Origin of the sequence: Rossellomorea sp. GAMAL-10_SWC, assembly GCF_049568075.1 — a bacterium.
In the GTDB taxonomy this organism is placed as follows: domain Bacteria; phylum Bacillota; class Bacilli; order Bacillales; family Bacillaceae_G; genus Gottfriedia.
In genome coordinates this window covers 4771878-4792895 of sequence record NZ_CP144911.1, presented here as the reverse complement: position 1 = coordinate 4792895, position 21018 = coordinate 4771878, and the positions used below count along the sequence as shown (strand labels likewise).

Annotated in this window: 22 protein-coding genes; 1 reads left to right on the top strand and 21 read right to left on the bottom strand. The window is 32.7% G+C overall.

What is annotated here, in order from left to right:
• Positions 1-6: 6 nt before the first annotated feature.
• From V5E38_RS23150 to V5E38_RS23055, 20 genes are all read right to left on the bottom strand, one after another.
• Complete coding sequence (locus V5E38_RS23150; RefSeq protein WP_499211605.1) at positions 7-948, bottom strand: nucleoside recognition domain-containing protein; 942 nt, start codon at positions 946-948, stop codon at positions 7-9.
• Between the two features lie 27 nt (positions 949-975).
• A complete protein-coding gene (gene lgt / locus V5E38_RS23145) occupies positions 976-1788 on the bottom strand; it encodes a prolipoprotein diacylglyceryl transferase (protein WP_097973551.1) in 813 nt (270 codons plus the stop codon).
• A gap of 21 nt (positions 1789-1809) precedes the next feature.
• Positions 1810-2751 carry an HPr(Ser) kinase/phosphatase gene (hprK, locus tag V5E38_RS23140; RefSeq protein ID WP_097973553.1) on the bottom strand — a complete coding sequence of 314 codons (942 nt, stop codon included), beginning with the start codon at positions 2749-2751 and terminating at the stop codon, positions 1810-1812.
• A gap of 272 nt (positions 2752-3023) precedes the next feature.
• Positions 3024-3398 (bottom strand): phage holin family protein, encoded by a 375-nt coding sequence (locus V5E38_RS23135; protein ID WP_025671435.1) that lies wholly within the window; start codon positions 3396-3398, stop codon positions 3024-3026.
• The gene (locus V5E38_RS23130) at positions 3399-3593 is read right to left on the bottom strand and encodes a PspC domain-containing protein (protein ID WP_025568734.1); all 195 of its coding nucleotides are present in this window, start codon (positions 3591-3593) and stop codon (positions 3399-3401) included.
• Positions 3594-3930: 337 nt separating this feature from the next.
• Entirely contained in the window at positions 3931-6789 is a 2859-nt protein-coding gene (gene uvrA, locus V5E38_RS23125) for an excinuclease ABC subunit UvrA (protein ID WP_499213631.1), read from the bottom strand.
• 14 nt (positions 6790-6803) lie between these two features.
• The gene (gene uvrB, locus V5E38_RS23120) at positions 6804-8789 is read right to left on the bottom strand and encodes an excinuclease ABC subunit UvrB (protein WP_499211604.1); all 1986 of its coding nucleotides are present in this window, start codon (positions 8787-8789) and stop codon (positions 6804-6806) included.
• A 284-nt stretch (positions 8790-9073) separates the two neighbouring features.
• The gene (locus tag V5E38_RS23115; protein ID WP_499211603.1) at positions 9074-10342 is read right to left on the bottom strand and encodes a hypothetical protein; all 1269 of its coding nucleotides are present in this window, start codon (positions 10340-10342) and stop codon (positions 9074-9076) included.
• A gap of 13 nt (positions 10343-10355) precedes the next feature.
• Positions 10356-11195, bottom strand: a complete 840-nt coding sequence (locus V5E38_RS23110) for a hypothetical protein (protein WP_499211602.1) — start codon at positions 11193-11195, stop codon at positions 10356-10358.
• Positions 11192-11881, bottom strand: a complete 690-nt coding sequence (locus tag V5E38_RS23105) for an ABC transporter ATP-binding protein (RefSeq protein ID WP_056469792.1) — start codon at positions 11879-11881, stop codon at positions 11192-11194. The genes V5E38_RS23110 and V5E38_RS23105 overlap by 4 nt, the downstream gene beginning before the upstream one ends.
• Positions 11882-12274, bottom strand: coding sequence for a GntR family transcriptional regulator (locus tag V5E38_RS23100; protein WP_025568295.1), 393 nt, complete (start codon positions 12272-12274; stop codon positions 11882-11884).
• Between the two features lie 204 nt (positions 12275-12478).
• Positions 12479-12976, bottom strand: a complete 498-nt coding sequence (locus V5E38_RS23095) for an SdpI family protein (RefSeq protein WP_499211601.1) — start codon at positions 12974-12976, stop codon at positions 12479-12481.
• 18 nt (positions 12977-12994) lie between these two features.
• Positions 12995-13198 carry a transcriptional regulator gene (locus tag V5E38_RS23090; RefSeq protein ID WP_499211600.1) on the bottom strand — a complete coding sequence of 68 codons (204 nt, stop codon included), beginning with the start codon at positions 13196-13198 and terminating at the stop codon, positions 12995-12997.
• A gap of 1 nt (position 13199) precedes the next feature.
• The gene (locus tag V5E38_RS23085) at positions 13200-13496 is read right to left on the bottom strand and encodes a DUF5345 family protein (RefSeq protein ID WP_499211599.1); all 297 of its coding nucleotides are present in this window, start codon (positions 13494-13496) and stop codon (positions 13200-13202) included.
• Entirely contained in the window at positions 13489-14028 is a 540-nt protein-coding gene (gene sigY / locus V5E38_RS23080; protein ID WP_499211598.1) for an RNA polymerase sigma factor SigY, read from the bottom strand. Before sigY ends, V5E38_RS23085 begins: the two co-directional genes overlap by 8 nt.
• A gap of 132 nt (positions 14029-14160) precedes the next feature.
• On the bottom strand, positions 14161-16539 hold the full coding sequence (locus tag V5E38_RS23075) for an Ig-like domain-containing protein (protein WP_499211597.1): 2379 nt from the start codon (positions 16537-16539) through the stop codon (positions 14161-14163).
• A gap of 166 nt (positions 16540-16705) precedes the next feature.
• Positions 16706-17311, bottom strand: a complete 606-nt coding sequence (locus tag V5E38_RS23070; protein WP_499213630.1) for a flavin reductase family protein — start codon at positions 17309-17311, stop codon at positions 16706-16708.
• Between the two features lie 16 nt (positions 17312-17327).
• Positions 17328-17933 (bottom strand): alpha/beta hydrolase, encoded by a 606-nt coding sequence (locus tag V5E38_RS23065; protein ID WP_499211596.1) that lies wholly within the window; start codon positions 17931-17933, stop codon positions 17328-17330.
• Positions 17934-17935: 2 nt separating this feature from the next.
• Positions 17936-18877: a ring-cleaving dioxygenase gene (locus tag V5E38_RS23060; RefSeq protein WP_499211595.1), complete on the bottom strand. Its 942-nt coding sequence runs from the start codon at positions 18875-18877 to the stop codon at positions 17936-17938.
• Between the two features lie 20 nt (positions 18878-18897).
• Complete coding sequence (locus tag V5E38_RS23055) at positions 18898-19341, bottom strand: MarR family winged helix-turn-helix transcriptional regulator (protein WP_499211594.1); 444 nt, start codon at positions 19339-19341, stop codon at positions 18898-18900.
• A gap of 292 nt (positions 19342-19633) precedes the next feature.
• On the opposite strand from V5E38_RS23055, the gene V5E38_RS23050 reads away from it, so the two are divergent.
• The gene (locus V5E38_RS23050; protein WP_499211593.1) at positions 19634-20344 is read left to right on the top strand and encodes a polysaccharide deacetylase family protein; all 711 of its coding nucleotides are present in this window, start codon (positions 19634-19636) and stop codon (positions 20342-20344) included.
• Positions 20345-20375: 31 nt separating this feature from the next.
• On the opposite strand, the gene V5E38_RS23045 is transcribed toward V5E38_RS23050, so the two are convergent.
• Positions 20376-20942: a VanZ family protein gene (locus V5E38_RS23045; RefSeq protein ID WP_499211592.1), complete on the bottom strand. Its 567-nt coding sequence runs from the start codon at positions 20940-20942 to the stop codon at positions 20376-20378.
• Positions 20943-21018: the final 76 nt, after the last annotated feature.

Genomic DNA, 21018 nt, shown 5'->3' with positions numbered 1-21018 from the left:
TCCTTTCTATTTCACTTCAGCTTTTAAACTTGATTCAGTTTTTCTACCTACTCTTCCTACGATTCTTGCAACTATACAAGTAACAACTAATGCGACAAAGAAACGAATTAAAAATAAGTATAAAACTGGAATCCCTAAAGGAATAAAGAGAAGTGTATCTTCTACTACAGCATGACAAGCTACTAAAAATAAGAAAACGAGGTATAAATCTCGTTTCGAAACACCATCTTCTTTAACGGCTTGAATCATAACACCTGCTCCAAAAGCTAATCCAAAAAACAATCCCGCAGCTAATGTAACTCCAGCTTTTGCTTCAACACCGATTAATTTAGTAAATGGAGATAATGCTTTTGTTATATAATTCATCCACCCAAAGTCTTTTGCAATTTGAATAACTAACATTAATGGAAAAACAATTTTAATAAGGTTTAAAATACCAATTAATGACGAGATGATGGCATTATAAACGATATCCCATCCTGACTGGTTAACGCTTTCTGCAACAGCAATGCCTTTATGAACAAATTCTGTTCCACCAGACCAAAAGAAATGAATACAAATAGCAGATATAATTGCAAATCCAATCCTTACTAAAACAACAAAAGATGCTCGAACTCCTACAGCAGTAGCTACTGTCGTTTCAACAAATAGATTATGAGAAAAACTTAACATAACTGCAAGGATCAATGCCTCCTTAACAGTTAAATCCATCGGTAGCATTGCTCCAAGGGCTGCATATAGATTTAAAACATTTCCTAAAACTAATACTAATGCTGCATCTCCCTTTAAACCGATAAAACTCATTAATGGTTCAAGAATATTAACAAACCAGTCCATTAGTGCAGTTTCTTTAATAATCGTTAAAATGAAAGAAATAGGGAAAATTATTTTCCCTATTTTCCAAGAAGTTTGTAAACCAACTAGTAACCCTCTCTTTAAAGTTTCCAACGTGCTCCCCACTCCTGTTTTACAAACTTATGCGTCTAAATAACGCTCATTCGATAACCCTTTAACTCTACGATAAACAAGAATGATAATAGATAGTATGATAATTACGACTGAAATAAATTGAGCCATTCTAATTGTACTTGTTAACATTAAACTATCTGTTCTTAGTCCTTCAATAAAGAAACGACCAACTGAGTACCAAATTAAATAAGTTAAAATCATTTCACCACGTCTTAGATTCACTCTTCTTAAAATTAGTAAGAAAATAATCCCTAACAAACTCCATAAGGATTCATATAAAAACGTTGGATGATAATATGTTCCATCAATATACATTTGATTAATGATCCAAGTAGGTAAATGAAGACTTTCTAAAAATGATCTAGTTACTGGTCCACCATGAGCCTCTTGGTTCATGAAGTTTCCCCAACGTCCAAGCATTTGGCCTACTAAAATACTTGGTGCTGCAATATCTGCAAGCTTCCAAAATGAAATGCCTCTTTTCTTTGAAAAGAAGTAACTAGCAATAAATGCTCCAATCAAACCACCGTGAATAGCTAATCCTCCATGCCAAATGGCCGGAATTTCACTAACATGCTTAGAATAATAGCTCCACTCAAAGAGTACATAATAAATTCTAGCCCCTATAATTGCTGAGGGTAGAGCTACTAAAATAAGATCCAAAAATGTATCATCAGGTATTCCACGTCGTTTACTTTCACGAATTGCTAACCATAAACCTAATACAACACCTAAACCGATCAATACCCCATACCACTTTATTGAAAGAGGACCTAAGTGTAAAAATACTTTATCTAATGGCTGAATATTTGACTCCATTTCAATTTCCCCACTTTTTCATTAAATTAAATCACTAACATTATTACCGCCTTGAATTACTTTCTCTAAACGATCTGCAAATTGCTGAGCAGCATTTACACCCATATTTTTCAAACGGAAATTCATCGCTGCTACTTCAATAATAACAGCTAAATTTCGACCTGGTCGAACAGGCAATGTGATTTTCGAAATATCTGTATCTAATATTTTAAGTTTTTCATCGTCTAAGCCAACTCGGTCGTAAACCTTTTGGGAGTCCCAAGTCTCTAAATCAATGTTCAACGTAATACGTTTGTAATTACGTACAGATCCTGCTCCGAAAAGAGTCATTACATTAATAATTCCTAATCCACGAATTTCTAATAAATGCTCAATTAATTCTGGTGATGAACCAATCAGCGTATCCTCATCAGTTTGACGAATCTCTACTGAATCATCTGCTACTAATCGATGACCACGTTTTACTAACTCTAGAGCCGTTTCACTTTTACCTACTCCACTTTTACCAGTAATTAATACACCGACACCATAAATATCTACTAGTACACCGTGTAATGCTGTAGTTGGAGCAAGTTTAGCCTCTAAATAACTCGTAAGTCTACTATACATTTTAGTTGTCTTACTGTTTGAGAGTAAAATAGGTACGCCAGTTTCTTCACCCGCTTCAATTAATTCGGATGGAATTTCTAAACCACGTGTCACGATTATACAAGGCGTATCATCTGCACAAAGTTTTCTTAATCGATTATGTTTTTCTTCGTCAGTTAAGCTATGATAAAAAGTTAATTCTGTTTTCCCTAATAATTGTACTCGATCAGATGGATAGTATGTAAAAAAACCTGCAACCTCTATACCTGGGCGAGATAAGTCAGTCGTGTTAATCGAACGATTCAAACCCGCACTTCCACTAATAACCTCTAATTTAAAATACTCAACTAAATTCTTTGTACGTAATTTAGCCATACAAGCCTCCTAAGGATTAATAATTATGTATTATCACTCATATTGTACCATTTTTAAACTTTGCGGGAAAATGTCGACAAGTCACTAACTACGCTAAAACGATTAAAAATCATTAATGTAAAAGTGAATTTATCACGATATTAAGTAACTCCAATCAGTTTTAGCATCAGTTAGATAACAACGGAGTTCACATAATGTTCGCAAATCCCATTAATCTAAAAAACAAAAAAAAGACTCTCAAAAGTACTTTAACTTAAGAGACTCCTCTTTTTCTACCGATGACTATGCTTTTTTTTGTCCTTTGAACCAAACACAAAATATTGAATTAACATACTGAATGTACTAATTAGAATCGATGCAATAATAGCAGTTCCAAATCCATTTACTCGTAAGGCATCCCCTAATAAATAATCAGTAATTTCTAGCGTAAATGCATTAATAATAAACAGGAATAATCCCATTGTAAAAATGGTTACAGGTAAAGTGATTAAAATTAAGATTGGGCGAATAATTGTATTTAAGATTGATAACACCAACGCAGCAATGATAGCCGTTGGAATATTTTTTACATAAAAATCAGGTTGCAGAAATCCTGCTACTACAATAAATACTAAGCTATTAATAGCTAATGAAAATAACCATCTCATTTATTTCACGTCACCTTCTTCTGGAACAACGAATATCCAAATTAAATACACAAATAGAAGTGCCCCAAACCCTACGAAGAATAATATTACAAACAGTAAACGGATTAATGTACTGTCCAAATTAAAATACTTACCTAATCCACCACAAACACCTGCAAGCATAGAATCTTTAGAAGATCGATATAGTTTTTTCACAAAAATCTCCTCTCTATCGATACGCCCTCATTTTTTTATCATTACTATTTTTCTATTTCATTATTTATTCTATGTTAAAACATTAAAGAAATGTGGACTACTTTTCAAGTAAAAGGAACTAAGAATGTCATTAAGTCCTACTTGTCAATTAATGACCAAATTTTCGTAAAAGGAGTTTAGTGAGCTTGATTTTCACTACAGTATTGACCGTATTATAGATCAACATTCTGACAAAGAAAAAGAAGAATAGTTGATTTCCGTTTCAGAATGCTTGCTATCTTAGCTAGTTCAACTGGAGTTGAGCACCCTTTTCGTTTCAATCAACTACTCTTTCACATTAAGATTCCATCACTGCTAATCTTTTTTCCATTCTAGCTTTGTCACGTTCTAAAACTGCTTTTAAATACTTTCCTGTATGAGATGCTTCAACTTTACATAGCTTCTCTGGTGTACCAGTTGCTACGATCGTACCACCTTTGTCTCCACCTTCTGGTCCTAAATCGATTAGATGGTCGGCTGCTTTAATAACGTCTAAGTTATGTTCAATTACAAGAACAGTATCCCCATTATCTACTAGTCTTTGTAAAACAACTAATAATCGAGCAATATCATCAACATGAAGCCCTGTAGTAGGTTCATCTAATATATATAAAGTTCTTCCATTCGTACGTTTATGAAGCTCGGAAGCTAGTTTTACACGTTGTGCTTCTCCGCCAGATAAAGTCGTAGCAGGTTGTCCTAATGTAATATAACCTAAACCTACATCATTTAACGTTTGAAGTTTACGTTTTATCTTAGGAATATTTTCAAAGAATGAAACTGCATCCTCAACTGTCATATCTAAAACTTCAGAGATCGATTTATCTTTATACTTAACTTCTAAAGTTTCTCGATTATATCGTTTACCATGACAAATCTCACATGGTACGTAAACATCAGGTAAGAAATGCATTTCGATTTTTATAATTCCATCGCCTCGACATGCTTCACATCTACCACCTTTAACGTTGAAGCTAAAACGACCTTTCTTATAACCGCGAACTTTTGACTCATTCGTAGCGGCATATACATCTCGAATATCATCAAACACACCAGTATAAGTAGCCGGATTTGAACGAGGAGTACGACCAATTGGTGATTGATCAATATCAATAACCTTCTCCAATTGTTCAATCCCTTTTATTTCTTTATGCTCCCCTGGACGTACTTTCGATCCATTTAATTTTTGAGCTAATGATTTATATAAAATCTCATTAATTAATGTACTTTTCCCTGATCCTGATACACCTGTTACTGCAACGAATGTACCTAATGGGAATGAAGTTGATACATTTTTTAAATTGTTTTCTTTTGCTCCAACAATTTTAATTTCACGTCCATCGCCTTTTCTACGCTCAAGCGGTACAGGAATAAATTTCTCACCCGATAAGTACTTCCCTGTTAATGAATTTTGATCATTCATTACTTCATTTGGCGTTCCTTGTGATATGACCTGTCCACCGTGAATACCAGCTCCCGGTCCGATATCAATTAAATAATCCGCTGCTAGCATCGTATCTTCATCATGTTCTACAACAATTAATGTATTTCCGATGTCTCTCATATTTAACAATGTTGAGATTAAACGATCATTATCACGTTGGTGTAATCCAATTGATGGCTCATCCAAAATATATAATACACCAGTTAATCTCGAACCAATTTGAGTCGCTAAACGAATCCTTTGAGCTTCTCCACCAGATAATGTACCTGCAGCTCGGTTCAATGTTAAATAATCTAAACCTACATTTACTAAAAAGCCTAAACGCTCTCTAATTTCTCGAAGGATTAGATTTGCAATTTTTTCTTGTTTTGGCGTTAAATCAAGCGATCCAAAGAAATCAAACGCTTCTTTAACTGACATTTTTGTTACTTCACCGACATGCAAGCCACCAATAAATACTGCAAGGGCCTCTTTTCTTAGACGATGCCCTTTACAAGTTGGACAATGTTGTTGCGCCATGTATTTTTCCATTTGCTCACGAATAAAATCTGAAGATGTTTCTTTAAAACGTCTTTCTACATTCGAAATTACCCCTTCAAATTCAATCATTGCTTCACGTACATGACCTTGCTCGTTATCATATTTAAAATAGATTTGTTCGCCATTACTACCATAAAGAATTTTATCTTGTAGATCTTTTGGTATGTCTTTAAATGGAATATTCATATCAATCCCGTAATGATTACATACACTTTCTAGTAATTGCGGATAATACATCGAGCTAATGGATTCCCACGGTGCTATAGCATTTTCTTTAAGAGTTAATTCATCATTTGGGATCACTAAGTTTATATCTACTTCTAATTTCGTTCCTAATCCATCACATGAATGACAAGCACCAAATGGGCTGTTAAACGAAAACATGCGCGGTTCTAATTCTCCAATTGAGAATCCACATAGTGGACATGCATGATGTTCACTAAAAAGTAATTCCTCTTCACCTATTACATCAATAATAACTCGACCTTCTCCTAGTTTTAATGCTGTTTCAAGAGAATCAGCTAGTCGAGATGCTACACCATTTTTTACAACAATACGGTCAATTACAACTTCGATTGAATGCTTCTTATTTTTCTCTAATTCTATTTCATCAGATACATCAAATAATTCACCGTCAACACGAACGCGCACAAACCCTTGTTTTTTAATTTCTTCAAATACTTTTACATGTGTACCTTTACGACCAGACACCACCGGAGCAAGCACTTGAATTTTCGTTCGTTCAGGATACTCCATTACACGATCTACCATTTGTTCAACTGTTTGAGAAGTAATTTCGATCCCATGATTTGGACAAATCGGCGTTCCAATACGAGCATAAAGAAGTCGCAAATAGTCGTAGATCTCTGTTACAGTACCAACTGTCGAACGAGGATTTCGGCTAGTCGTTTTTTGATCAATTGAAATCGCAGGTGAAAGTCCTTCGATTGAATCAACATCAGGTTTATCCATTTGACCTAAAAATTGACGAGCATACGCAGATAATGATTCTACATATCTGCGTTGACCTTCTGCATAAATCGTATCAAATGCTAGAGATGACTTACCTGATCCAGATAAACCAGTTACAACTACTAATTGATTACGAGGAATCGTAACATCAATATTTTTTAAGTTATGCGCTCTGGCCCCTTTAATGATTATTTCATTCATACTTTTCAAGTTCTTCACCTCTCAGACTTCAATTCTAATATTAAGTCACGAAGTTCTGTTGCTCGTTCAAAATCAAGCGCCTTCGCTGCGTCCTTCATTTCCATTTCAATTGATTGAATAAATAAATGACGTTCTTTTTTGTTCATTTTCTTATATTTAGCACTAATGCCGTTTTCATAAACTTCTTCTTCTTCAGCTACAGAAGTAGCACGAATCACATCACGTACTTGCTTAATAATCGTTTTAGGAGTAATTCCATGTTTTTTGTTATATTCTTCCTGAATCTCACGACGACGTTTTGTTTCATTAATCGCAATATCCATCGAATTCGTCATTTTATCAGCATACATAATAACATGACCATTTGAATTCCTTGCAGCTCGACCAATTGTTTGGATTAATGAACGTTCAGATCGTAAAAATCCTTCTTTATCTGCATCTAAAATGACAACTAATGAAACTTCAGGAATATCTATCCCTTCTCGTAAAAGGTTAATACCAATTAACACATCATATTTACCTAAACGAAGATCACGAATAATTTCAATTCGTTCAAGCGTTTTAATTTCAGAATGCAAATAGTTAACCTTAATTCCGATTTCTTTCAAATAATCCGTTAAGTCTTCAGACATTTTCTTTGTTAGAGTAGTAATTAGTACTCTCTCATTTTTAGCAATACGATTACGAACTTCATCGATTAAATCATCAATTTGACCTTCAATCGGACGAACATCTATCGTTGGATCTAGTAGACCTGTTGGACGAATAATTTGCTCTACTTTCTCAGGACACAGTTCTAGCTCATATGGTCCAGGTGTCGCAGTTACGTATATAGTTTGTTGCACTTTTTCCACAAACTCTGCAAATTTTAAAGGTCGATTATCCAAAGCAGAAGGCAGACGGAATCCATGATCTACTAATACTTGTTTTCGAGCTTGGTCACCGTTAAACATTCCTCGGATTTGCGGAACTGTAACATGTGACTCGTCAATCACCATTAAGAAATCTTCTGGAAAATAATCTAATAATGTATAAGGCGTAGAACCTGGTGGTCTCAGCGTTAGATGACGGGAATAGTTTTCAATTCCTGAACAAAATCCCATCTCGTTCATCATTTCTAAATCATATCTAGTTCGCTGCTCAAGCCTTTGAGCTTCTAGTAACTTACCGTTATCTCTCATTTCCTTTAAACGTTCTTCTAACTCAACTTCAATATTTTTAATGGCAATTTTCATTTTTTCTTCACGTGTAACGAAGTGGGAAGCCGGGAAAATTGCAACGTGTTCACGGTCACCTAAAATTTCGCCTGTTAATGCATCCACTTCTCTAATTCTCTCAATTTCATCACCAAAAAATTCTACACGAATACAGTGCTCATCACGTGATGCTGGGAATATTTCAACAACATCACCACGAACTCGGAATGTACCACGTGAGAAGTCAATATCATTACGAGCATACTGAATATCTACTAATTTATGTAATAGGTCGTCTCTACTAATTTCCATCCCAATACGAAGAGAACAAACTAATTCACGATATTCTTCAGGAGAACCTAAACCGTAAATACAAGAAACACTCGCTACAATAATGACATCCTTACGTTCAAAAAGGGAAGAAGTTGCAGAGTGACGTAACTTATCAATTTCATCGTTAATACTTGAATCTTTTTCAATATAAGTATCCGTTTGAGGTACATAAGCTTCTGGCTGAAAATAATCATAGTAACTAACGAAATACTCAACTGCATTATTTGGAAAAAACTCTTTTAATTCACTATATAATTGCCCTGCTAATGTTTTATTGTGAGCAAATACTAATGTTGGTTTTCCTACTTCTTTAATTACATTTGAAATGGTAAACGTTTTTCCCGTACCTGTTGCACCTAATAAAACTTGATGCTCTTTACCATTTTTAACCCCATCAACTAACTGCTTAATCGCATTTGGCTGGTCACCTTGAGGTGAATAATTAGAAACTATCTCGAAATTCTGCTCCATCTTCCCCGCCTCCATTTCCAAAACATACCTATCCTTCTATTTTACCACAAAATTTTAAAAATCAATCAAAAACAGAACAAACGTACTTTAAAAAATAATCATCTTTACATAATATCGATGTTTAAGTACGAATTCAAGTAATTAAACTAGAACGTACATTCCTTAAGTGAAGGATGAGGTAAAAAAAGAACAGGAATTAAGAAAGAAGAAGGAGTAGGAAAAGATTTTATAACTTTTATAAAATCTTTTCCTATAACCCATGTCTTTTCTTTTTCCTGCCCTACTTATTCAACCTTAAAATCATATATCTGTAATTTTTTTAATGCTTTACTAGCATTTCCTTTACTATTCTTTACTTCGATCTTACCTTCGAAAACACTTTGTCCATTTGCTAAGTCAGTAATACTGAATTCTTTATTGCTCTTTTCTGGACCTTCTACATTATTCGTAATTGCGTACAGTTTTCCGTCAATAATTTTATAATTTGAAAGATTATTACCATTAATTTTAGAAGTAAGTACTGGTACACCTTCAACTTTTTTATTGTTAAGGTTATACTTTAATACTGAAAGATTTTTATCACCGTTCGTTATAAAATACAAGTTATCTTTATCAATGATTACATTACTCTGCTTTAATTGTTCTTTTTGTTCATTCGATAAATTTAAAGGTTCTTCTTTATCGGTTTCTAAATTAAATACGAATACTTCATTACTAATTTCTTCAGTTGTTGTTTCTCCATTCGATTGAACTGTATCCTTTAGTTTTGACTTTTTGTAGACACTGAATTTAGAAGGAATCGTTTGATCTGTTTCTGATATCGTGCTTTGTAATTCAGTATGAGTGTGTGTCTTTTGGTCATTGGATGATTTATTAATCACTTTACGATCAACAATTTTCTTTTGGTTTACATTAATTCGATACATAACTAGTTCTGTTTGATCGACATTTACATCTGATTTTGTATTATTATCTATCGTTTTATTTTGATAAGTAGTAACAACTAAATCTTTACCAATTAATTGTACATCCTCTACATTTATATACGAGTAGTTTTCTTCACCAGGGATATCAATTTTAAATGTATAACGGTCTTTATTTTGAAGATCAAGACCATCTATATACATTTTAAAATGATTATTTTGATGCTCATACGTACCATCAAGTTTTCCACCTTTTACCTCGGCGTGCCATGCAAAATCTTTATCGATATAAAATTGAGAAGAAGAAATTTTTCCGCGCATAAAGTTTCTTTCTTTCTTTTTTAAATCATTTAATTTTTTTAAGTCATAGTATTCACTATCAAGTTCACTAAGCATTGAATTAGTATCTTTATATTCACTTCCGGCAGTAGTGATACTTAAGCCTCTACCTCCATCCTGACCGTATCCACCGCTAAGAACTAAATTTTTAACGTATTTCGAATCTCCATTTTCGGTCTTTAAGTAAAATTTAGGCAACTTACTTTCTGACATAGCTACTTTCGTAAAAAACGTACCTAAACTGATTGTCGTGACAACGGCTATTACTGCCAAATTACGATATCGCTTCACTCTTAACTCCTCCTTACACCGATACTTTATTTTTTAATAAATATTTACTAAATAAGATTGAACCTGTAATAATGATTGCAAAAAGACCTATTTCCATATAAATGACTTCGCTTGGATAAAATGAGAAATCACCAAAAACGTAAGATTGAATAATCTCTGGTATAAGAATTAAAACTACAATTACCATAGCGTATAAAATCCCAAATAATATACCTTTCCAGCGATAACTACGTTCTAATAGTATGAATGTGAAAAGGGTAAACACTAAGCCCATTCCAATAAGGTACCTAAAAATAAAATCCACAAAATTACTTGGTAAAATCATTTGAAAAATATTAGGACCCATAACAAGATTAATCGTATTCATTTTTCCTAAAAGTTCACTTGGAATGATTTGTTGAAATACGTTTATTTCAATTGGTAAAAGTATTAGTTGAAAAGCGAGTAAACTCAACACCATAATTAAGATCGTAGTCGCTTTTGCAAAGTAAATTGTCATTCTTGAAGTTGGAAGCATAAATAAACGGTAAATAAACGTGTTTTTTCCGAAATAATCTCTGTACCAAATGATAAAAACATAGAACATCATTAAAGCGATACTGATCACAATAGGTCCAATAAATAATGCATGATTAGCAACCTGGTTAAAACTAATCAATCCATACCTTGTAATAAATTCCTCCGTTGCTTTCATAGAGCTTGCGTAATTTGCATCATTCGCCATTTTCATATAAGAAGACTTTACTGCAAATAAACTCACAAACTGCGAAATAGCTACAATAATAAGTAGCCCTATATATAATTTAAAAAATCGATTAACTTCAAAGTTAACTAGTTTTAAATATCGATTCAAGACTCATACACCTCTCTCATTACGTCCATCACTGATTTACCTTCTTCTAATCGAATTTCTTCTGTGTAAAACTCTTTCAGTATTTCGCCGTTATCTAATAAAACGACCTTATCGATTAAATGCTCAATATCACTAATTTCATGAGTAGTTATAATCACGCCTCGATCCTCAATTAAGTGACTCGTAAACACTTTTGCAATTTGTTCTCTACTAAACATATCGATACCTGAAAAAGGTTCATCCATCAGAACATAATCTACATCTAGTCCTAAACCAAAAAGTAAATTTGCTTTTGCAGCATTCCCTTTTGAAAGCTCACCTAATTTTTCATCTTCCTTTAAACGGAAAAATCCAAGTAATTCTTTTGCACGTTCTGGATTCCAATTCACATAAAAATCCTTCATAAACTGCATTGCTTCTCCAACTGTAAAACTAGGTAGCATTGTAAGTGTGTCTGGAATAAAGGTGATATTTTCGTACATTGTATGATTCATTTTCTTATCATCTATTAATATTTCACCGCGATCGATTGGCGTAATCCCCATAATTGCCTTCATCGTTGTAGACTTACCAACACCATTAATACCAATTAAACAAGTGATTTCTCCTTTATTTGCTGTGAAAGAAATATCACGTAAAACATTTTTCCGACCATATTTTTTTGAAACATTTTTTACTTGGATCATTTAAGCCTCTCCTTTCCCTTCTTCTTTTATCTTTTGTTCATAGTTTTGTTTCACCATTGTAAGTAACTCTTCAACCGGAACATTTATTACTTTAATTGAATCGACAAATTCATTTACAGCTTCCATAATTAATTCATTTCGTACACCATTTAACACTTTTATATCAGTCGTAATCTTACTAGGGAAATTTCGTTCAGTCGTAATCAATCCTTGTTCCTCCATTTCCTTGTATGCTTTTTGTACAGTATTTGGATTTATATTAAATTGAACAGCTAATTCTCTTCTTGATGGTATTTCTTGACCTGCTTCTAATAGTCTTTTGGCAATTTGTTGTTTAAAATGCCTAACGACCTGTAAATAAACGGGTTCACGATTATTCACTATAAATTCCATCAATCCACCTCCTCGTCCTTATTGCAATTTAATTAGTATGTGTGTGTACTACTTAGTTCATACACTTAATACATAACTATGCGTATTACTCGATTAATACACCTTATACGTGTACTATACAGGTAATACACTAAAATTGTCAAACATAAAATTAAAAATACTAGACTAAAATTGAACCTTTCCAATTAGTCTAGTATTTCTACACTATCGATATTTCCTTGATTTAATCACATACACAACCAGTGTACTAAATAAACAAGTTACAAATCCTACCATAATAAAAATATTCAGTTGATCCATCGTTCCTTGTGAATTTTGTACAACTACCCAGATAAGGTATGCAATTATAATCATGATTTCTAGCTTTAAAAATGACATCATTTGTAACACTAATTTGTATTGTTTCTCTGCATTTTCTTTTGTAATTTTTACGATATAATTATATTTTTGAGAAATTGTCTGAAGGCTAGAATTGACGAAATAAAGAATAAGCCCAAATCCCCATATAATGAAAATTGTCCATTTTGGGCCCCAATTATCGATATCTCCATTCACATTAAAATGCATTGGTATTTCACTTGGTAGCTTATGATAAGTCATCATTAAATAAGCTCCAGATAAAACGGTTATAAGTAGCGAAATCCCATTTATCCATTTTTGAAATGTTGTCTCTTTTATATTTAACGCTGGTCTGATTTCCATCCCAAACCACTCACTTTCTTAATTTAGTTTTTTTCGATCTTTTCGAACAACTAAAAAGTAAAAGAATACACTAGGCCAAGGGAATTGAATCATTCCTAACATCCCCCATAACCAAGCTGAACGATTTCTCTTTTTAGCTTTTGTAAAAAGTGTGATACTTTGAGTTATTAAAATTGTAAAGACTAAAACTAATATGATAATATTTTCTGTTGTCCATTCCACTTTAGATCAACTCACTTTCAATTTTCTTTTTATCTCGTTTAAAAATAATTGGTAGAACAATAAAGCCTAAACCTTGAATAATAACAATGCTTACTGGTGCCTCTAAAGCAACAAGAAATGCTCCGATGAATAGACTGCATGCTACACAGATAAATACGATTAGTTCTTTAAGATAAATGGTTTTCTTTTTTTCCTGGTGTATTTTAATTTTTTCTATAATCTCATTGATTGAAGGTTCGTTAATATTTGCTATTTCATCAAACTGCTTAAATGCTGAAACAATTTCTTCTTTATCCATCTTGCATTAACTCCTTTCTTAATTCCTTCATCCCATTATGAATTCTTGATTTAACCGTGCCTTCTCGAATTCCCATCATATTTCCAATTTCTTCGTTCGTATAGCCGTAGTAATGTTTTAATAATATGGCCGCTCGCACTTCCGACTTTAGCTTTTCAAAACCCTCCATAATATCACTCCACTCAAACCCTTTATAAGCCAACTTCCAATTTAAGGAACGTGATAATTCTACGGACTCATTTTTTTGCCAAAACCATTCACGCTTTTTCTTTCTTTGTTGATCTAAATAAAGTCTAGTAGCGATTGTAATTAGCCAAGTTGAAAATTTGGTTTGGCCGTTGTATTTCTTTATATTGTCATAACCTTTCAGCATCGTGTCCTGCACTAAGTCTTCTGCTGTTTGTTGATTTAACGTCATCTTTAAAACGTATTTATATAAAAAGGAATAATGGATTTGAAAAAGTTTAGCAAATGCATCTTGGTCACCTTGCTGAGCATATTTTATAATTTCTAAGTCATCTAAATCTGCCATTTCTTCCTCCTTCCTAGCTAACTTATTCAATATTTATTTAGTTTTCATTTGTTATACGATTAGGTTCTGCAAATCGTTCATTTTTTAAATAAAAAAATCCTACCCAAGATTGGATAGGATCATTTTTTCAAATTAATATACTTTTACACTTCCTAATTTACTTTTATTTTTAGCTTGGTCAGTAGCATAAAATTTTAAATTGGAACCCTTTGTCTGTGTTTTAATACTTATTTTATAATATCCACTTGAGTTTGCTGTACCTTTATTTAAATATTTACTTCCATTGTAAACATAAACAATTGCATATTTTTCGGTCTTACCAGTAATGGTAGTTGTTTTAGAAGTTACTTTATTCATTACAGGTATAGCTGGTGGGATTCTATCCAAAACTGTAACAACTCTTGCACTACTCTTATTACCAGCTGGATCTGTAACAATTACAGAGATTTTTGTACCAGCACTCTGTCTAGGAATTGTAATTGTGAAATAACCAGTACTTGATGATTTAGCCGATCCAATCATTTTGTTGTTAACAAATGCCGTAACAGTATAATTCGCTATCGTCTTCCCTTTTATTGAAGTGTGAGAATTCCACACCTCGTTCACACCTGGCATTGCAGGTGGCGTTTTATAAATATTTGAGATGGTAATAGATTTTGTCACTATATTTCCAGCAAGATCTTCTGCTTTAAAATAATATGTACCGTTTTTAGTAATTAAATAAGGAACATCCGATCCATATAGTATGTCTGAACCTTTAATTATTTCCCCATTAGGCATTCTTATATATTTAATTCCCATATTATCAATAGCAGTAAAAAATATAGTTAAATCTGTTTTAATTGGTTTTGTTGTACCTGCCTTTATTGTTAGTTGTGGAATAATTGGGTCTATTATTTGTTCAAATTCAATTGAAGCATCGTATTGTTTAATTGAATTACCATTTTTAATTAGTACCTTAAACCGATGATTGCCTATAACATTATTTGAATACCATTTTAAAGTTGGATTAGAACTATAATCTTGGACAACCTTCCATTCCCCATAATCTAAACTGAGAAACATGTATTCAGGCTCAAATCCTCCACTTGTTTTTACTGTAAAACTATATTCTGATGGAGCATTTGTACTATCAAATTCTATATGATTGCTCATAGAAGGAGCTTCTGTTCGAAAATTCATTGTAATAGGATTATTTAACTTATTACCAAGATAGCCAGAAATTGCACTATTATCAATTATTAATTTATAGGATGTAATAGGCTCTAGGTCGTTTGGTTGTGATTGAATAGTTAGCTTCCCTTTTTTATCTGCATAAGTATGGATACTAACTGGTCCCTTTGGACCTACAAGGCTGATCCTCGTATTATTATCAAGAACAATCGATTGATTAAATTTAAGCTCAATATAACCAAAAGTAGGGATACTATCCACCCCATCAAAAAATGGTCTTGTAGCATCATTTGTAAAATGATAAATGCTGTCTTTTAATTCAAGTGGTTCTGGACCATAGTTTTGAATAAACTCTAAATAATATTTTTCATCATTTTTATAAATAGCAAGCAAACCATTATTATAAAGTAACTTTTCAACTTTCACATCATTTTTAATTGAATAGAGATATTCATTAGACTTGCCTTTATATACATCAATTCCACTTTTATTACTTGCTGCAAAAGTCAGTTTTTCATTCTCATTAAATGCATAATCAGTATAATTTTCACCTAATTTAAATACATATTGCATATCCCCTGATTTTAATGGTGCAAGTTCAAAGACATTTCCAGTACTTATATAAAATAGCCCACTTGGGGAAATTTTCGCATCTTTACTTAGCTCATAGTCCCCATGATAAGGTGAATCATAGGAGCTTACAATATTCCCCTTATTTATTTCAAAGGCATGAATGTCAATTGGAGAATATAATGTACACAATGAATATAATTTCGAATCCTTAGAATCAAAATAAAGATTTGACTGTGTATCTATACTTGGTGAAAAAGAACTCACTACTTCCTTTTTATCGATAGAAGAGTACACCTTCAAACTTTGAAGTTGACCTGAACCTGGTGATACGTAAATATAACCATCATTGTCAATTGCTATATCATATGGATCGATATCAATATCAATCATTCCTATTAGTGAAAAATCTTGCGTATCAACTTCTGCTATTCCTCCAGTGTAAGGACTTCTATAATATGGATGATGATTCATCTTTAATTGAGTTACATATAATTTATCCTTATAAATCTCTATATGTTCTGAAGGGTTAGGTAAATCCAATGTCTTAATTTCACTAGTTTCATAGTTTACTGCGTAAATCGTTTTACTCCCGAGTTTTGTTAGGTAAATTACAGGCTTATTTGGATCTATGGCAGAGTCAAATGGATTAAATCCTATTTCTATCGGAGCACTTGCTGCCTGTACGTTTTTAATTGATGGGCTTGTCATTATACTCGAAACAAGCAAGAGTATTATTACTAATAATGAAAAAAAACGCGTTCTCATTCAATTCCTCCACTAATTAAAAATTTATTAATAAAATTATAACAACTTTAATTATATTCTAAATAGTTCAATTTGTGATATCTAATGCAATAAAAAAGTGAAGGGAATCATCCCCTCACTTCAATGTGTAAACAAAATCCTAAAAAATGATAATCAGATTAAAATATTATTTAGGACGATCAATCGTAAACATTTCCCCAACTTTAGCATAGTCATTCCCTGCTAAACGGCTAACTGCTTTTAAGCCATCTGCATCGATCCGTCCATTTTCATAAATTTCATCTTCTATATGAAAATAAACAACCTTGCCTATTAATAAGTCACAAGCCTCATTATCTTTACCTAATGGAATTGCCTGTTCTAAAATACATTCCATTCGAATTTTTGACTCTTTCACACCTGGAACTGAAACCATTACGCTTTCTACTGGTGTTAAGCCTGCTAATTCAATTTCACTTTCAGTAGGTGGCAATGCAGCTGCTGTTTTATTAATCGCTTCAACATTTGATTCATCAACAATATGGACAACGAACTCTTTTCTCTCAATCGCATTTCTAGCTGTATCTTTTTGTTTACCATTTTGTCGCTGAACAGATACAGAAATCATAGGTGGATTAGCCGTTACGATGTTGAAATAGCTAAATGGTGCACCATTTACTACATTCTCGTTTGATTCAGTTGTAACAAAAGCAATTGGTCTTGGAATAATACTACCAATTAAGAACTTATAATTATCACGATCACTTAAATCTGTTGGAGAAAAAGATTTCATCATTACTGCATACTCCTTAAAAGTTATTTTTGTACCAATCAGTTGCTGCTTCAATTTCCGATCTAGTTAAGCTATGCCCCATGTTTTCCCAATGAGTACCGACTTTTGCCCCGGCACCTTCTAACAATGATGCTAATTCTTCTGTTTCTTGTGGTAAACAGATTGGATCATTTTTGCCTGCTCCAATGAAAACTGACACATCTTTCATATTTGGCAATTCTAAATCACGAATCGGTACCATTGGATGCAATAGCATTGCACCTTTAAATACATTTTCATAATGGAATAGTAGACTTCCAGCAATGTTTGCACCGTTTGAATAACCAATTGCGATCATATTGTTTGGATCAAATCCATGTTCCGCGGACGCTGATTCAATAAATTCTTTTAATTCTTTTGTACGGAAAACTAAATCTTCCATATCAAATACACCTTCAGCTAATCGCTTAAAAAAACGTGGCATTCCATTTTCACTCACATTTCCTCTTACTGATAATACAGAAGCTTCATCATCGATCATATCTGCAATTGGTAATAGATCAAGTTCATTCCCACCTGTACCATGTAATAATAAAAATGTTGGCTTCGATGGATTACTTCCTCTATTAAATACGTGTTTCATCGTCATTCTCCTTTCACTTCTCTAACAACAATAGGTTGTAAGTGTTTTTCTATTATTTCACGATGTGGTTCCTGCCACTTTGGTAGCATTAATTGTTCACCTAAATGGTCTATATTCTCATCAATCATAAATCCTGGTGGATCAGTTGCAATTTCAAATAATAATCCACCATTTTCACGAAAATAAATTGCGTTAAAATAATTTCGATTTTTTACTTCAGTAACTCCATAATGATTTTCATATAATTTATCTTGCCATTTAACATGTTCTTCATCATTACTTGCCCTCCATGCAATATGATGGACAGTTCCTACCCCCATAGCGCCTCTTCCAACAGCTGCTAATTCAATATCGATAATATTTCCGATATCACCAGCAGCCTTAAAACGCAAATAGTTACCCTCTTGACCTAAACATTCTAATTCCATTACGTTTTCCAACAGTTCAGCTGTTTTATTTGGTGCTCCAGAATATAAAACTGCACCACCAAACCCTTTAATGGCTACATCCTTTGTAACACCATTAAATTCCCAAGTATTTTCCTGGCCAGCTTCCCTTTCTACTAATTCAAGCTGTAAGCCATGAAAGTCTTCAAATTGAAGAAATGTTTCTCCAAATCGACTTACTTTTTTTGTATGAATATTAAATGATGCTAAACGGTTTTCCCAAAATTCCATTGAGTTAGCTGGAATTAAGAATGTTGTGATTCCTACTTGCCCACTTCCTACTTTTCCTCTATAAGCATTTGCCCAAGGGAAAAAAGTCATGATTGTACCTGGTTTTGCAGTTTCGTCTCCAAAATAAAAGTGATACGTACCTGGATCATCAAAATTAATTGTTTTTTTCACAAAGCGTAAACCTAAAATCCCAGCGTAAAAATCCATATTTTCTTGTGGATCACCAACTATCGCAGTGATATGATGTATGCCTTTCATTTTCTCCATAAACTTTCCTCCGTTCTAATTCATTTTTTATTTAATTTCCTTAATAAAGTAAGTAATTGTAATTGCTCTTCTTCGGTTAATTTGCTGAATTGAGCTTGTTGAAACTCATCTTGTGAAGGTACGATTTCTTCATACATTTTTTGACCAATCTCTGTTAAAGAGAGGTATTTGTTTTTCCATTCTACTTCTCTTTTAATCCACTGAAGCTCTTCCATTTTCTTTAATAGATGAGTCACATTTCCTTTTGTAACAACTAATTTATCGGCTAATTCTTGCTGCGTAAGACGCTTATTTCTCCCAACATGGACTATTACATCAAATTGAGCAGTCGTCAGTCCCCACTTTTTCAATTGATTATTTGATTCTCTAACATTTTTAAGATAAAAACGAGCTAATCGAAACCAAAGTAATACTGCTAAATTTTTTGATTTGTTTGTAGAAGATTCATTATGATTATTTAACATTTTGCACCTCTTTGATCGATCTTGTTATCAGTTTAATACTAAACTGATAACTTTGCAAGTAGATTGTTTGAACTAATTAAAATCTGTTTTCAAAAAAGAAGAGTACGATGATCTCCACTTTAGGAAAACTCTATGTGGCGAGTCCTACGTCTCCTCGCCCGCAATCTTTCCTCTTTCATTATTTCTTTCAACAATCTTAAATTCCCTTTAATTTCCTTCTTTTATTCTTTTTTTAATTAGTGATGATATAATTATGTTTAATTTTCAATAACTAGAAAGACAGGTTAAATAGATGAAAAAAAGACTACTGAAAATAAGTGCAAGTATTCTAATTTTGTTTCTGATCTTATTTGGATTGTACAAGCTAATGAATGCAAGATCTTTTCAGCTTTTTGGGGGATTAACAAATAAAGTACATACGAACCAAAAAGTAGTTGCTTTAACCTTTGATGACGGTCCAACTAAAAATGTTGATGACATTCTACCACTTTTAGATCAATACAATGCAAAAGCTACTTTTTTTCTAATCGGGAATGAAATTGAACAGAATCCCGAGGAAGCTAAAAAAATTGTGGATGCGGGGCAACAAATTGGAAATCATACATATTCACATGACAGAATGGTGCTAAAATCACCTTCATTTATCAAAAATGAAATTGAAAAGACAGATAGACTAATTCGAAAAGCTGGCTATAAAGGAGAAATTGAGTTCCGTCCACCAAATGGGAAAAAACTATTCGGCTTACCGTATTACATGCATAAACATAACCGAGAAACAATTACATGGAATTTAGAGCCAGATACTTTTTACACAAATACTCAAGACAAAATAAACTATGTAAAGAACAATATTAAACCAGGCTCAATTATTTTAATTCATCCGATGTATGATAAAACTGGTAAAGAATTAGAAACGATTAAGGGTATATTGGATTTATTATCGAAAGATGGATATAAATTTGTGACAGTAAAAGAGCTTCAGAAGTTACAAAAAGACAAGTAGGATTATGCTCCTTGTCTTTTTTATATATTGATTAACGATTTTCTTCTAATAGTCCTGGTTTAATAGATAATTTAGTACTTAAACTAAAGACTACGACTCCTAACACAGTGCCAAATGTATTTAATAATAAATCATCAATGTCGCATGATCGATAATTATATCCAAGAAAAAATCCAGTGGTTCCTTGGATTATTTCAATCCCTAAACTTATAGAAAAACCAACTAATATCGTTTTACTTTTCATGATCTTCGGATAAAGAACTTGCAAAGCAAATCCTAATGGCATAAATAAGAGAATATTTCCGCCAACTTGCTTTAGAGCAATTGAAAATGATCCATATCTTATTGAATCTACAACTACTTTAAAGGGGACAAAATTATTTGTATATCCCAAGTGATCCTCAATCATGACTTGAATTAGATATTTTTGATAAGGAAATGGGAACAAAGTAAAATCGACGAGACATGTAATATAGATTCCAAAGATTATCCAATATGAATATTTTAGTAGAGTAATATAACCTTTAAAGAATCTATAACCAAAATATAAAATGATTAAAGTCATGATAAAGATACTAGGATATAAATAATCTAACAATGCTTTCCTCCCCTTCACCCTCCAAGGAATATGTAACACTCCTGAAGTATTTTTACATTTTTTTCCAACAGATAAT